Raw genomic sequence first — 14,417 nt, forward strand, 5'->3', positions numbered from 1 at the left:
GATAAGGAAGCTGTCATGAAAAAGAGTCTGTTGTTGGTTGCTGCCATGGGCCTGTTGAGTACCTCCGTCATGGCCAAAGAGATCAAGTTCGCCACCGAGGCCACCTACGCACCGTTCGAATACCTGGATGACAAGAACGAGTTTCAGGGTTTTGACATCGATCTGGCGCGCGCCATCTGCGAGCAGGCCAAGCTGGAGTGCAGCTTCCATAACCAGGCCTTTGACAGCCTGATCCCCAGCCTCAAATTCCGTCGCTATGATGCCGCCATTGCCGCCATGGACGTGACCCCGGAGCGCTCCGCTCAGGTCGATTTCTCCGACATCTATTACGAGAACTCGGCAGTATTCGTCGCCAAGAAAGGGGCCTTCAAGGGGCCGGAAGAGATGGTCGACAAGACAGTCGGTGTGCAGAACGGTACCTCTCACCAGTCCTATCTGGTGGATAACTGGGTGAGCAAGGGTCTGCTGACCGTGCCGTACGCCAGCTACCAGAGCGCCTTCCTCGACATGATGAATGGCCGTACCGACGGTGTGTTTGCTGATACCGCTGTCGCAGCCGACTGGCTGAAGCAGCACAAGGAGTATGCGGTGGTGGGTGCACCGGTGACCGATGCCAAGTACTTCGGTACCGGCTTTGGCATCGCGGTCGCCAAGGGCAATCAGGCGCTGCTGACCCAGCTGAACAAGGGGCTGGCCGAGATCAAGGCCAACGGCACCTATCAGAAAATCTTCGACAAATACTTCGCGCAGTAAGCCATGTTGAGCCTGTTGTTGGATGCAGCCTGGATGACCCTCGGGCTGGCCTTGGCATCACTGGTCGGGGGCATGGTATTGGCACTGGCGTTCAGTGCCGCCGAGCTCAGCAAGCAGCGTGCATTGGTGTGGCCAGTGGCCACCCTGACCACGCTGATCCGTGGCCTGCCCGAGTTGCTGGTGGTGCTGTTCATCTACTTCGGCTCGACCCAGGTGTTGTTCCTCATCACTGGCGAGTATGTGGAGTTCAGCCCGTTCGCCTGTGGCGTGCTGGCGCTCTCCCTGCTGTTCGCCAGCTATGCGACCCAGACCCTGCGGGCGGCGCTCAATGCGGTGCCTTCAGGTCAACGGTTGGCGGCGCTGGCGTTGGGGTTGAGCAAGAGCCACATCTTCTTTCGCATCGTGTTGCCGCAGGCGTGGCGTCATGCCCTGCCGGGCCTCGGCAACCAGTGGCTGGTGTTGCTGAAAGATACCGCGCTGGTGTCGCTTATCGGGGTCAACGAGATGATGCGTCAGGCCCAGATGGCCTCGGCCAGTACCTATGAGCCGTTCACCTGGTATGCCGCCGCCGCCCTCATCTATCTGGCCATCAGTCTGGTGAGTGAATATGGCCTCGGGCTGGCTGCCCGCTACACCCGCCGCTACGGAGGCTGACTGATGCAAGAGTATCTCGTTACGTTGCTGGGCGGTCTGGTCACCACGCTGGAGCTGACCCTGTTCAGCCTGCTGCTGGGGATTGTGTTGGCAGCCCTGATGACCTGGGTGTTGGAGCTGCGCCTGCCGGTGGCGACCCAGCTGGTGCAGCTGTGGGTGCTGCTCTTTACCGGCACGCCGCTGCTCATTCAGATCTTCCTGATTTACTACGGGCCGGGTCAGTTTGAGTGGCTGAAAGCCAGCCCGCTCTGGCCGCTGCTCAAGCAGCCCTGGTTCTGCGCCGTGCTGGCGCTGGGCCTCAACACGGCGGCCTACTCCACCCGGTTGTTCAAGGGGGCGCTCGATGCCATCCCGGCTGGTGAGGTGGAGGCGTGTCGTGCGCTTGGCTTTAACGGCCGCCAGACCTTGTGGATGAAGGTGCGCCATGCCGCCCGTCATCTGGTGCCTGCCTACTCCAACGAGGTGATCCTGGTGCTCAAGGGGAGCTCCCTCGCCAGTACCATCACCATCATGGACATCATGGGGCTGGCGCAGGGGTTGAACGCCCAGACCTACGATACCCTGGCGGTGTTCGGGGTGGCTGGCGGGCTTTATCTGGCGATGAACGGATTGTTAACAATTGGTTTTCGCTGGTGTGAAAAACGGGCGCTGGCATTCCAATCCTGAGACCCTCAGATCTACCTCTTTATGGTAAGGAGAAGTGCAGAAAAACTGTGCTTCTCCTCCAACTTTTTGTATTTCCCTCCAATTTTTGCTCCCGCATGTTTCGTGGCTCACAGAACCCGTGACTGCAACTGTTATCAGATTGTTTTTTATGGGGGGATCCATTAAGGTTGGGCGCACAACAACAAACAACCTTAAACCTACGCTTAAACATGGAGTTGATCATGAAAGTTGCCGTTCTGGGTGCCGCTGGTGGCATCGGTCAAGCCCTCGCTCTGCTGTTGAAAAACCGTCTGCCGGCTGGCTCCGAGCTGAGCCTGTATGACATCGCCCCGGTTACTCCGGGTGTGGCCGTTGACCTCAGTCATATTCCTACCGACGTCGCCATCAAGGGCTTCTGCGGTGAAGATCCGACTCCTGCGCTGGTTGGGGCCGATGTGGTGCTGATCTCCGCCGGTGTGGCACGCAAGCCGGGGATGGATCGCTCCGACCTGTTCAATATCAACGCCGGTATCGTCAAGAATCTGGTCGAGAAGTGCGCGGCCACTTGCCCGAAAGCACTGATCGGCATCATCACCAACCCGGTCAACACCACCGTTGCCATCGCCGCCGAAGTGCTGAAGAAAGCCGGTGTCTATGACAAGCGTCGCCTGTTCGGTGTCACCACCCTGGACGTGATCCGCGCCGAGACCTTCGTGGCCGCTGCCAAAGGGTTGAACATCGACAAGGTACGCGTCAACGTGATCGGTGGTCACAGTGGCGTCACCATCCTGCCGCTGCTCTCCCAGATTGAAGGCGCTTCCTTCACCGCTGAAGAAGTGGCAGCCATGACCAAGCGCATCCAGAATGCCGGTACCGAAGTGGTGGAAGCCAAAGCCGGTGGCGGTTCTGCGACCCTCTCCATGGGTCAGGCGGCTTGCCGTTTCGGTCTCTCCCTCATCAAGGGTCTGCAGGGCGAAGCCAACGTTGTTGAGTGCGCCTACGTTGAAGGCAACGGCGAGCACGCCACCTTCTTCGCACAGCCGGTACTGCTGGGCAAGAATGGCGTCGAAACCGTACTGGATTACGGCAAGCTGAGCGCGTTCGAGCAGGAAGCGATGGAAGGCATGCTGGCTACCCTGAAAGCCGATATCCAGCTGGGTGTCGATTTCGTCAAGTAAGCGGGTCAACCGTGCCAACAAGGGAGCTTCGGCTCCCTTTTGTATTGATGAGATCCGCCCGGCAGGCTAAGGGGATGGGGCTTGGTGCCGATAACAGAGTGCAGCAGGAGATCCTTATGATGAAACCCCTTACCCTTCTCATTCTTGTCGGTACATTCACCGCGCCCCTCTATGGTGCCGAGGCGGTATCGGCTGCCGTATCGAGCGATGTGCCTGCAGCAAGTGCATCGGCACCGACAGCAAGCAGTGCTGCGGTGTCAACGGCCCCTGTCTCTGCTGCTACGCCAGCGCCCTCTGAGGCAGTCCCCGTCTTGCTCCCGGCCGAGCCGGTCACCCCCGTTGCCAGCAGTGGCGAGGGGGCCGCGCCGCTGCCAAAACCGGTGGAACCTGCTGCTGTGGTGGCGCCTCCCGCACCTCTGGCCGCTGGCGAGTTACAGGCGGTGCCACTCTATCGTCAGGACGAGTTGCTCAACTGGATTGAGCAGGGGCGTCACCTCACTCAGGTGAAGCAGGATCGCTGTCAGCTGACTCAGGATATCGAAGCGCGCGCCTCGGTGATGAAGATCCCGGCCTATCAATTCCTCTGGGGGGATATGCTGGCGTGGGGTGTCTGTACCAAATCCAATGCCGAACTCGGGGTGCAATATATGTGGGAGGCGGCCAATCAGGGGTTGGCGCCAGCGCTGGAGCAGCTGGGGCGCTACTACTGGAAAGGAACTTTGGTGCAGAAGGATTTGGTGCGAGCCGAAACTCTGATGCGCGAGGCGGCCAGCCTCGGTTTTCTGCGGGCTCGCATCGAGTGGGTCGAGATGCTGTTGCAGGGGATGGGCAGTCCGCTTGATTATGAGGACGCCTATCGCTGGCTCCATGGCTCCGTCATAGGTGACAAGGCGCTGCACCAGAAGGCGGCGAGTCTGCTCAGCCGTCTTGGCAACCGGATGCCGGCCAACGTGGTGGCCCGCGCCAAGGCGATGCACTGATCCAAAAAAATGACCCACAGATCTGCACCTGTGGGTCCGGTTCCAGCCGCCGTGCCATGACAAGCCGGAACCTCCCTCTGTTATATGGCTGCCTGCGCCTTAGAGATCTTGGTGGGGGCCAAAAACTTCGTAATGGAGCTGCCCGGCTGACACCCCAGCCGCCAGCAGCTGCCGCTTGATCTCTTGCATGAAGCCGACAGGGCCACAGAAGTAGTAGTGGGCCTGCGGCGTGATGCGCTCTTTCACGGCAGTCAGATCCATGGTGCCGGCCAGGTCATAATCTTCACCCTGTACATCGCTGGCCTCCGGCTCCCGATACCAGACCCGGCTCAGCAAGTTGGGATGCTGGCGGGATTTTTGCTGAATATCCTCCCGGAAGGCGTGTACAGCGCCCTGTTCGCAGGCGTGCAGCCAGGTGATCTCGGCCTGATGAGCACTTTCCAGCAGCTGGTTGAGCATGCTCATCATCGGCGTCACGCCGACACCGGCTGAGAGCAGTACCACCGGGGTCTGGCTGTCGGCTTTCAGGTAGAAATCGCCGGTAGGAGGCATCACCTCGATCTTGTCACCCGCCTGCAGGTGATCGTGCAGCAGGTTGGAGACCTGACCCTGCGGCTCACGCTTGACGCTGATGCGGTAATCCTGCCCGTTGGGGGCATCGGAGAGGGAGTACTGGCGGATCTCCTGATATTCCAGCTCGGGGTGAACCAGCTTGATGCTGAGGTATTGGCCCGGTTTGAAGGTCAGTACCGGCTTGCCATCTTCCGGTGCCAGCAGGAAGGAGGTGATGAGGTCGCTCTCGGCTCGCTTCTCCTTGATGATGAAGGTGCGGGTACCTTGCCAGCCGCCATCCTGACTTGCCTTCTCCTGATAGATCTCCCGCTCGCGGCCGATGAAGATGTCTGCCAGCACGCCATACGCCTTGCCCCATGCCTCCAGCACCTCGTCGGTGACCGCACTTCCGCCCAATTCTTTGAGCGTGGCCAAGAGATGACTACCTACAATGTGATATTGTTCTGGCTGGATCAGGAATCCGGTATGTTTGTGCGCAATCCGCTCGACCGCACCGGCGAGCGCTCCCAGATTGTCGATATTCTTTGCATACGCGGCGACTGCATTGAACAGGGCCAGCGGCTGGCCGCCACTGCGTTGGTGGGCCAGGTTGAAGATATCTTTCAGCTCCGGGTTATGGCTGAACATCCGTTGGTAGAAGTGCTGGGTGAGGGCAGGACCTGCCGATTCGAGCAGCGGAATGGTGCTTTTGATGACGGCAACGGTGGTTTGATCTAGCATAGGGGCCTCGTTCTAATTGAACATATAAAATGTCATTTAATAAGTGGCATCCTAGATGTTTATTTGATTTGAATCAATACTCCACTTTTCGCATCGCGCTAATCAGGTTTTATGAGACTAACCAGTTATACAGATTTCGGATTGAGAGCCCTGCTCTATCTTGCCACCCTGCCGGAAGGGGAGTTGTCGAGCGTTGCCAAGGTATCAGCCCTGTATGGTGTTTCCCGCAACCACATGGTGAAGGTGGTCAATCAGCTGGTGAAGCTGGGCTATCTGCAATCCCAGCGGGGCAAGAATGGCGGTATTCGCATGGCTTGCGATCCCGCTACCATCAATATCGGGCAGGTGATAAGGGCGCTGGAAGGCAATCTGGACGGCATTGACTGCGGCTCGCCCGCTTGCCACATCGTCTCTGTCTGTCTGCTCAAGAGTGCGCTGAAAGAGGCGATGGATGCGTTTCTGGCGGTGATGGACAGCTATACGCTGCAAGACCTGCTGGCCAACCGTGACGAGCTGCAACGGGTCTTCGGCGAGTTGATCCCGACGCTGGTGCTGGAGCCGGATGATGAAGATGAGCAATGACTATGAGCAATAGAAAAGGGCTGCCACTGGCAGCCCTTTTTCAATCTTGCGAATCCGATTCCGCCCGGTACGATGCCGGCATAATCCGCGCCATCTTGACCATGTTGTTCTCCACATCGAGGATCTCGATAGGATAACCGGCCAGCCGGATCCCGATGTTGGGCTGGGGGATCTCCTCCAGATATTCGAGGATCAGGCCGTTGAGGGTACGCGGGCCATCGATGGGCAGATGCCAGTTCATCTCCTTGTTCAGCTCACGAATATTGGCTGAGCCTTCGACCAGATAAGAACCATCTGACTGGGGATGGATCTCGTCGCTCGGCGCTGGCGTCATGGAGGTGGTAAAGTCGCCCACGATCTCTTCCAGAATGTCGTCCAGAGTGATTAGCCCCTGAATATCGCCGTATTCGTCGACGATCAGGCCAATTCGCTCCTTGTTGCGTTGGAATTTGGCCAGTTGCACGTTGAGCGGCGTTCCTTCCGGAATGAAGTAGATCTCGTCCACTTCCCGCAACAGGCTCGATTTGTTGAACTGATCCCTGGCTACCAGTCGCAGGGCATCGCGCGCGTGCAAAAAGCCGACAACGTCGTCGATATTGTCGCGATAGAGCAGGATCTTGGTGTGAGCGCAGTGGGCCAGCTGGCGCTGGATGCTCTTCCAGTCATCGTTGATGTCGATGGCGTAGATATCGCTGCGTGGCACCATGATGTCCTCGACCAGCATCTTGTCGAGATCCAGAATGCTCAACAGCATCTCCTGATGACGCTGGGGGATCAGGTTACCCGCCTCATTGACTATGGTGCGCAGCTCCTCGGTGTTGAGGGAGTCATCCTTGTTGGGATTGATCTTCAGCATCTTGAGCAGGCCGCTGGTGATGCCGTTGATCAGCCAGACCAGCGGTGAGAGCGGCACCATCAGCCCCTTGAGGATCCAGGAGGCGGGATAGGCGATCTTCTCCGGAAACATGGCGGCCAGGGTCTTGGGGGTCACTTCACCGAATACCAGTACCACCAAGGTCAGCCCGAAGGTGGCGATGGCGACCCCGAGATCACCAAACAGCCGGATACAGACGATGGTGGCGATGGCGGAGGCGAGGATATTGACCAGATTATTGCCGATCAGGATCAGTCCCAGCAGGCGATCGGGGCGGGCGAGCAGTTGCTCGACGCGACGTGCGGCTTTGTGTTTGGTCTGTGCCAGATGCCGAAGTTTGTAGCGGTTGATGGACATCAGGCCGGTTTCGGCACTGGAGAAAAAGGCGGAAAGAAGGATCAAGATAACGAGAACAATCAGTAATGTACTCGTTGAGATGCTGTCCAAAAAGGGCTCCTGTTGGATGGTATGGCTAAAAGAGTATAGGTGTCAGCTCAACAGCACTTCTTTGACGAAGCGACTGCCAAAATAGGCAAGAGTCAGGATGAAGCTGCCGATCAGACTGAGAGTGATGACTTTACGGCCGCGCCAACCATAGGTGTGATGGCCCCACAACAGCAGCACATAGACACACCAGGCCAGAATGGAGAGTACCGCCTTGTGTGATTTGCCCTGGGCGAACATGTCTTCGAGGAAGAACAGGCCGGAGGCAATGGAGAGTGTCAGCAGGAACAGACCCGCCGAGATGAGCTGGAACAGCCGCTTCTCCACCGTCATCAGTGGCGGCATGGCTGGCAGGTTGCTGATTTTTCGAGATTTAAGCTGCTTGTCCAGACAGGCAAGCTGCAACGCAAACAGGCAGGCGATCATCAATACCGCATAGGCCATCAGGGCTAGGCCGATGTGCAGCAACAGCTGGGGATGGGCCTCCAGATGGGTGATGTAGCGACCCGGGATCAAGGCGCTGGCAGCCAGCAACAGGGCCGAGAAGCTATAGACTACCGGCAGCAGGATCCAGCCGTTGAAGCGACGGGTGACGCAGGTCATGAAGCAACTGATGATCAGGCTCACCAGCGAGGCGACGTTGAGCATGCTCAGGTTTTGACCGGAATGGGTCACCATTACTTCGCTGGCAACAGATGCACCATGGGCTACCAGTGCCAGTCCCACGCAAGCGAACAGGGGGGTGTACCCGACTTGTTTGGCATTGAGCAGCAGGTGCAGTGAGGCGATGATGGCCAGCAGATAAAACGCCAGGGCCAGAACAGAGATCACGATCATAACCAGGTCGTTGTTACACAAGCATTTAGGGATATAAGAGGAGCAGTATACCTTGCACAAGATGTGCTCGCCAGTTGTGCAATGGCCGATCCGCCCATATATAGGGACGAAGCATAGATGAGCGACGGTGCGGTGAATAATCGTCCTCGCGGCTGCTCTGGGTTATAATGCCCCCTATTTATTACGCCAAGAACCGGAATGCGTCATGTTTGAGAATTTGACTGAAAGACTCTCGCGCACCTTGCGCAATGTCAGTGGCCGTGGTCGGCTGACCGAAGAGAACATCAAAGAGACCCTGCGCGAAGTCCGCATGGCGCTGCTTGAGGCGGACGTCGCCCTGCCGGTCGTGCGTGATTTCGTGGCGCGCGTCAAGGAGCGTGCCGTCGGGCAGGAAGTGGCCAAATCCCTGAGCCCGGGTCAGGCATTCATCAAGATAGTGCACGGCGAGCTGGTCACCGTGATGGGGGAGGCCAATGAACAGCTCAATCTGGCTGCCCAGCCGCCCGCCATTATCCTGATGGCCGGTTTGCAGGGGGCCGGTAAGACCACCACGGTCGGCAAACTGGCCAAACTGCTCAAAGAGCGCAACAAGAAGAAGGTGTTGGTGGTCAGTGCCGACGTCTATCGCCCTGCGGCGATCAAACAGCTGGAGACCCTGGCGGGTGACATCGGCGTCGACTTCTTCCCGAGCGATGCAAGCCAGAAGCCGGTTGCCATCGCGACTGCCGCTATCGATCAGGCGCGCAAGAAATTCTATGACGTGGTGATCGTCGATACCGCCGGCCGTCTGCATGTTGATAGCGAAATGATGGCCGAGATCCAGGATCTGCATGCCACCATCAAGCCGGTCGAGACCCTGTTCGTGGTGGATGCCATGACCGGTCAGGATGCCGCCAACACCGCCAAGGCGTTCAACGAAGCGCTGCCGCTCACCGGTGTCATCCTTACCAAGGCGGACGGCGATGCCCGCGGTGGTGCCGCCCTGTCGGTGCGCCACATCACCGGTAAACCGGTCAAGTTCATCGGTATGGGCGAGAAGACCGATGCGCTGGAGCCGTTCCACCCTGATCGCCTCGCCTCTCGCATTCTCGGCATGGGCGATGTGCTCTCTCTGATCGAAGAGGTGGAGCGTAACGTCGATAAAGAGAAAGCGGCCAAGCTGGCCAGCAAGGTCAAGAGCGGTAAAGGCTTCGATCTCGAGGACTTCCGCGAGCAGTTGGCCCAGATGCGCAACATGGGCGGCATGATGGGCATGCTCGACAAGCTGCCGGGCATGTCCGGCCTGCCGGACAACATCAAGGATCAGATGGATGACAAACTCACCGTGCGGATGGAGGCCATCATCAGCTCCATGACGCCGAAAGAGCGTGCCCATCCCGACCTCATCAAGGGCTCTCGCAAGCGTCGCATCGCTGCAGGTTCCGGCATGCAGGTGCAGGACGTGAACAAGCTGCTCAAGCAGTTCACCGAGATGCAGCGTATGATGAAGAAGATGTCCGGCAAGGGCGGCATGCGCAAAATGATGAGCCAGATGAAGAACATGCTGCCACCGGGATTTGGTGGCGGTCGCGGTCCGTTCTGATTATCCGGAGTTAGGTATTGAGCGAGGGTCTGCGAGTTGCAGGCCCTTTTCATTGCAGCCCTGCGCAAAAAATGGCTGGCTTGGTTGCAATTATTACGAATCCAAGTAGAATTATGCGGCTTATTTTAAGCTAGGGTCCGCGTGTTTGCGGGCCTTGTTCATTAGATGTTAATGAGGACGATATGGTAACCATTCGTTTACAACGTGGTGGCGCGAAAAAGCGTCCGTTCTACCAGGTAGTAGTTGCTGACAGCCGTAACGCCCGCGACGGTCGTTTCATCGAGCGCGTTGGTTTCTTCAACCCGGTTGCTTCTGGTCAGGCTGAAAAGCTGAACCTGGACCTGGCTCGTATCGAGCATTGGGTTGCTACTGGTGCCGCTGTTTCTGAGCGCGTTGCCAAGCTGATCAAAGACGCTGCCAAAGCTGCTTAATCAGCCAAACGGTAAGGAGTTAAGGTGGAAAAACCTGTAGTTCTGGGCACCCTGGGGACCGTTTACGGCATCAAGGGCTGGCTTAAAGTGAACTCCTTCACCGATGTTGCCGAAGCGATTTTCGATTACAACCCCTGGCTGATTAATCAGAACGGGGCGTGGCGTGAAATTCGGGTTTCATCCTGGAAACGTCACAACAAGGGTCTGATCTGCAAACTCGATGGTATCGATGTGCGCGAAGATGCCCTGGCATTGACCAATGTCGAGATTGGCGTACCCGCCGATCTGTTGCCTGCGTTGCCTGAAGGTGAGTTCTACTGGCGTGACCTGATTGGTTGCTCCGTGGTGACCACCAAGGGATACGACCTGGGCAAGGTGACCGAATTGATGGAAACCGGCTCCAACGATGTGTTGGTGGTTGAGGCCAATGTAAAAGATGCCTTTGGTGCAAAGGAGCGGTTGATTCCGTTCCTGGAAGAGCAGGTGATCAAGAACATTGATCTGACTGCTCGAACAATCGAAGTTGATTGGGATCCTGGTTTCTAGTTTCCCGCGCTAACACGGGTGCCGGAGGTTTCTTATGTGGATTGGGGTGATTAGCCTCTTCCCTGAAATGTTCCGAGCCATTACCGAGCACGGGGTAACGGGTCGGGCCGTCAAGAGTGGCCTGCTGCAGATTGAGTGCTGGAACCCCCGGGACTTTACCCACGACAAACACCGTACGGTCGATGATCGTCCTTATGGTGGTGGGCCCGGCATGTTAATGATGGTTCAGCCGCTGCGTGACGCGATTCATGCAGCCAAGCAAGCGGCGGGAGACGGGGCGAAAGTCATCTATCTCTCCCCTCAGGGACGCAAGCTGACTCAAGCTGGCGTAACCGAGTTGGCGACGAATCAGAAACTGATTCTGGTAGCCGGTCGATACGAAGGTATCGATGAACGCGTGATACAAACCGAAGTCGACGAAGAGTGGTCTATCGGGGATTACGTGTTAAGTGGTGGCGAGTTGCCTGCCATGACCCTGATCGATGCGGTTTCGCGTCTGGTTCCAGGAGTCTTGGGTGATCAGGCCAGTGCTGAGCAGGACTCCTTTACGGATGGCTTGCTGGATCATCCCCACTACACTCGGCCGGAGGTGTTGGATGGATTGGCGGTGCCCGAGGCGCTGACAAGCGGCAATCACGAAGTGATTCGGCGCTGGCGTCTCAAGCAATCTCTCGGACGAACCTGGCAAAGAAGGCCGGAACTTATTAACAACCTAGCTCTGACTGACGAGCAAGAATCACTTCTTGCCGAGTATGTCCGCGAAGTGCGTGACAGCGTTAAGTAGAGTTTTCAGTTTATCCTAGGTAAGGAAAGACAATGAGCAAGATTATTCAGCAGCTTGAACAAGAGCAAATGCGTACCGACATCCCGGCTTTTGCCCAGGGCGACACCGTACGTGTTCAAGTTCGTGTTAAAGAAGGTGGTAAAGAGCGTCTGCAGGCTTTCGAAGGCATCGTTATTGCCAAGCGTAACCGCGGTCTGCACTCTGCTTTCACCGTTCGCAAGATCTCCAACGGCGAAGGTGTTGAGCGTGTATTCCAGACTCACTCTCCGCTGATCCACAGTGTAGAACTGAAGCGTCGTGGTGATGTTCGCCGTGCCAAACTGTACTACCTGCGCAACCTGTCCGGTAAAGCTGCTCGTATCAAAGAGAAGCTCAACTAATTCGATTCGAATTGGTGTCGGTATGTCGGCTAAAAGCTCGACAGGTAGTGAAAAGGCTCGCCAATGGCGAGCCTTTTTTGTATCCGGAATTCGGTCACTGCTTACTGGCTGACTCGTACCACCGAGTTGTCGCGGCCGTAGGGGCTGGGTACGTAGGCATCGGCTTGCCAGTCATTCTCGTAGAGGGTCTCTCCCTCAGGAGTGATGAACTGGTAGCAATACTCGAAACTCTCCGGCCCGTCGGTCGGCAGATTGAGGGTGGCCTTGAACTCACCGCTCTTCATGCGTTTCAGCTCGACCGGTTGCCACTGGGTGAACTCGCCGATCAGCATCACCTGTTCTGCCCCTGCTGCGGCCTCCTTCTCTACGGCGAAGGTCACCTTGACCTCGGGTTTGGACTTGAGAAACTGCTTGGTAAGTGGCATGACGCCTCCTTGTCTGTGAGTTAAAAATGGATCCTGTCTATTTTTATACCACCATATGACAAAGATGTTGATAAGGCAGATCAAGTCGGCAAGGCAAAATAGCGTTGCAGCAGACTGTGGGTGAAGTCGATCTTGAGATAAAAGCCGCGGGGCAGGGTCATGATGGGTTGACCATCGCGGCCGATGGCGCGAGTCAGCGCTTTGTTGTTGGCTGCCTTGGGGCGCAGTTGCATCACCTGGCCGTGGCGCGCGCTGATCTGCTCCACCTCTCCCAGCACTATCATATCCATCAGCTCCTCCCAGTCCTGACGCAGCAGCCGATCTTCCTCTTCATTCGGGCTCCACATCAGCGGCATGCCGACCCGTCGCTCGCCAACCGGGATCTCCCGACTGCCTTCCACCGGGATCCAGAGCACCCGGGAGAGCTTGTTGCGCACGTTTGACTCCTCCCAGCGCTGGCCGCTGACGCCGATTAGCGGGGCGACGCAGACGAAGGTGGTTTCCAGCGGTTTGCCTTGAGGATCCACGGGGATCGTCTTGAGTTCGATCCCCAGCTCTGGGAAGTCTTGTTCCGGCTTGCTCCCTGCGCTGGCTCCCAGTTGCAGCTCGATCAACTGACCGACCCACCCCTTGTCACGGCGCAGATCTTTGGGCACCACGACGCCGGCCTCGGCGGCTATCTGCGCCAGGGTGAAGCCGGCCATGGCATTGGCGCGGCTTAATAACTCCTGCTCGGATTGGGGATTGCTTGGCATAGTTGGTTCCATCTTGCTCGCCATATTCTAACAGGGGAGGATCCCGAGAAGGATCGTTGTTTTTATAACCGATCCTGAGTGGATAAGATCAAACATGGATAAGTTGAGTGTTATGTGTGCATCATCATGATTTTAAAGGTTTTTGTATGTTTTATCGAGCACGGTTCCTAGCGGTGCTTGAGCTTGAAATAGTTGTCCAAGGGTTTGCTCGCGATGTTACACACAGTTATCCACAGAAATCTTGGATAAGTGGATGAAAGTGGAAGGTATGGCCGATATGTTACAAAAAATTGTGAATCCTCCCCCATTTTTGCCGAGCAAGCAGGGTAGATAATGTGCCGTGCTTGTGGATAATCTGTCCTGGGTGGATCTTTGACCAGTTGAACTTGTTCACAATCAGTCTCAGGGAGCACGCTACCGGAAGAGCATGGATCCAGATCCAGTATTATGCATTTAAGTTATTGTGTATAAAGTGATTTTTATATTGTGTGTCGTGTGGTGACATGAATGTCTTCTTTTCACTACTATTGAAAAAGTACTGTATATACCCGTTTGCTAACAGCTTTATGCACAGCCTGGGTGGGCAACTTGGAGGCGCGGATCCTTGGATTTGTTTATAAGTATGTTTGAAATCGAAAGTTATTCATGAAACAGGGGATTCACTCCTTGTTTGCTGCCACGGAGTGAATGTGGAACAATCTCCTTATAGATTCAGCCTTTATAAGGTGATCACGTGATTGATGGCGACGGATTTCGTCCCAATGTCGGTATCGTGATCTGTAACCGTGAAGGACAAGTGTTGTGGGCTAAACGCTATGGGCAGCACTCCTGGCAGTTTCCGCAGGGGGGGGTTGATGATGGTGAAACGCCAGAGCAGGCCATGTATCGAGAGCTGTATGAGGAGATTGGCCTCAAGCCCGAAGATGTGACCATCATGGCCACCAGTCGTAACTGGCTAAAGTACCGTTTACCCAAACGTCTTGTCCGCTGGGACAGTTCACCGGTCTGTATTGGCCAAAAACAAAAATGGTTCTTGTTACAGCTGAATTCGGGCAAGGAGTCGCGGATCCAGTTCGGCTGTCATGGCCATCCCGAATTTGACGACTGGCGTTGGGTCAGCTTCTGGTACCCGGTGCGTCAGGTCGTTTCGTTCAAGCGGGAGGTTTACCGCCGGGTCATGAAAGAGTTTGCCCCGCTGGCGATGCCGGTGCCGGCAGTGCAGGTCAACAAGAAGGATGGGCGGCGCAATCGCGCCCGTTAAGGAGCACAGATTA

17 protein-coding genes are annotated in these 14,417 nt (G+C 56.5%); 12 read left to right on the top strand and 5 right to left on the bottom strand.

The features are described from left to right. Positions 1-15 precede the first annotated feature (15 nt). From G5287_RS09300 to G5287_RS09320, 5 genes are all read left to right on the top strand, one after another. Positions 16-753, top strand: a complete 738-nt coding sequence (locus G5287_RS09300; RefSeq protein WP_227341901.1) for a transporter substrate-binding domain-containing protein — start codon at positions 16-18, stop codon at positions 751-753. A gap of 3 nt (positions 754-756) precedes the next feature. Beyond that, the gene (gene artQ, locus G5287_RS09305) at positions 757-1,407 is read left to right on the top strand and encodes an arginine ABC transporter permease ArtQ (RefSeq protein ID WP_043826111.1); all 651 of its coding nucleotides are present in this window, start codon (positions 757-759) and stop codon (positions 1,405-1,407) included. A gap of 3 nt (positions 1,408-1,410) precedes the next feature. Next, entirely contained in the window at positions 1,411-2,073 is a 663-nt protein-coding gene (artM, locus tag G5287_RS09310; RefSeq protein ID WP_005348902.1) for an arginine ABC transporter permease ArtM, read from the top strand. Between the two features lie 221 nt (positions 2,074-2,294). Then, entirely contained in the window at positions 2,295-3,230 is a 936-nt protein-coding gene (gene mdh, locus G5287_RS09315; protein WP_005340384.1) for a malate dehydrogenase, read from the top strand. A 395-nt stretch (positions 3,231-3,625) separates the two neighbouring features. Next, positions 3,626-4,210 carry a tetratricopeptide repeat protein gene (locus tag G5287_RS09320; protein ID WP_103251390.1) on the top strand — a complete coding sequence of 195 codons (585 nt, stop codon included), beginning with the start codon at positions 3,626-3,628 and terminating at the stop codon, positions 4,208-4,210. Between the two features lie 99 nt (positions 4,211-4,309). On the opposite strand, the gene hmpA is transcribed toward G5287_RS09320, so the two are convergent. After that, positions 4,310-5,503: an NO-inducible flavohemoprotein gene (gene hmpA / locus G5287_RS09325; protein ID WP_201990764.1), complete on the bottom strand. Its 1,194-nt coding sequence runs from the start codon at positions 5,501-5,503 to the stop codon at positions 4,310-4,312. Between the two features lie 111 nt (positions 5,504-5,614). On the opposite strand from hmpA, the gene G5287_RS09330 reads away from it, so the two are divergent. After that, the gene (locus G5287_RS09330) at positions 5,615-6,085 is read left to right on the top strand and encodes an Rrf2 family transcriptional regulator (RefSeq protein ID WP_005340388.1); all 471 of its coding nucleotides are present in this window, start codon (positions 5,615-5,617) and stop codon (positions 6,083-6,085) included. 40 nt (positions 6,086-6,125) lie between these two features. On the opposite strand, the gene G5287_RS09335 is transcribed toward G5287_RS09330, so the two are convergent. Continuing rightward, a complete protein-coding gene (locus G5287_RS09335; RefSeq protein WP_005348906.1) occupies positions 6,126-7,406 on the bottom strand; it encodes an HlyC/CorC family transporter in 1,281 nt (426 codons plus the stop codon). A gap of 42 nt (positions 7,407-7,448) precedes the next feature. Then, positions 7,449-8,240: a cytochrome C assembly family protein gene (locus G5287_RS09340; protein ID WP_227341902.1), complete on the bottom strand. Its 792-nt coding sequence runs from the start codon at positions 8,238-8,240 to the stop codon at positions 7,449-7,451. Positions 8,241-8,445: 205 nt separating this feature from the next. Between G5287_RS09340 and ffh the strand changes: the two genes are divergently transcribed. The 5 genes from ffh to rplS all read left to right on the top strand — a co-directional run bounded on the left by ffh (position 8,446) and on the right by rplS (position 11,963). Beyond that, on the top strand, positions 8,446-9,822 hold the full coding sequence (gene ffh, locus G5287_RS09345) for a signal recognition particle protein (RefSeq protein WP_005341384.1): 1,377 nt from the start codon (positions 8,446-8,448) through the stop codon (positions 9,820-9,822). Between the two features lie 182 nt (positions 9,823-10,004). Then, entirely contained in the window at positions 10,005-10,253 is a 249-nt protein-coding gene (rpsP, locus tag G5287_RS09350) for a 30S ribosomal protein S16 (protein WP_216952849.1), read from the top strand. A 24-nt stretch (positions 10,254-10,277) separates the two neighbouring features. Then, positions 10,278-10,799: a ribosome maturation factor RimM gene (rimM, locus tag G5287_RS09355; RefSeq protein ID WP_005340394.1), complete on the top strand. Its 522-nt coding sequence runs from the start codon at positions 10,278-10,280 to the stop codon at positions 10,797-10,799. A gap of 34 nt (positions 10,800-10,833) precedes the next feature. Next, on the top strand, positions 10,834-11,583 hold the full coding sequence (gene trmD / locus G5287_RS09360; protein ID WP_005308699.1) for a tRNA (guanosine(37)-N1)-methyltransferase TrmD: 750 nt from the start codon (positions 10,834-10,836) through the stop codon (positions 11,581-11,583). A gap of 32 nt (positions 11,584-11,615) precedes the next feature. Beyond that, positions 11,616-11,963, top strand: coding sequence for a 50S ribosomal protein L19 (rplS, locus tag G5287_RS09365; protein ID WP_005308701.1), 348 nt, complete (start codon positions 11,616-11,618; stop codon positions 11,961-11,963). A 101-nt stretch (positions 11,964-12,064) separates the two neighbouring features. Here the strand turns inward: rplS and G5287_RS09370 are convergent, their stop codons facing one another. Both G5287_RS09370 and mutH read right to left on the bottom strand, forming a co-directional pair. Next, positions 12,065-12,388, bottom strand: coding sequence for an isoamylase early set domain-containing protein (locus G5287_RS09370; protein WP_227341903.1), 324 nt, complete (start codon positions 12,386-12,388; stop codon positions 12,065-12,067). 80 nt (positions 12,389-12,468) lie between these two features. Next, entirely contained in the window at positions 12,469-13,143 is a 675-nt protein-coding gene (mutH, locus tag G5287_RS09375) for a DNA mismatch repair endonuclease MutH (protein ID WP_421172262.1), read from the bottom strand. A gap of 733 nt (positions 13,144-13,876) precedes the next feature. Here mutH and rppH point away from each other — a divergent pair. After that, positions 13,877-14,404, top strand: a complete 528-nt coding sequence (rppH, locus tag G5287_RS09380; protein WP_005340421.1) for an RNA pyrophosphohydrolase — start codon at positions 13,877-13,879, stop codon at positions 14,402-14,404. Positions 14,405-14,417 lie beyond the last annotated feature (13 nt).

The organism is Aeromonas sp. 603079, from assembly GCF_049172135.1.
Lineage (GTDB): Bacteria > Pseudomonadota > Gammaproteobacteria > Enterobacterales > Aeromonadaceae > Aeromonas > Aeromonas veronii.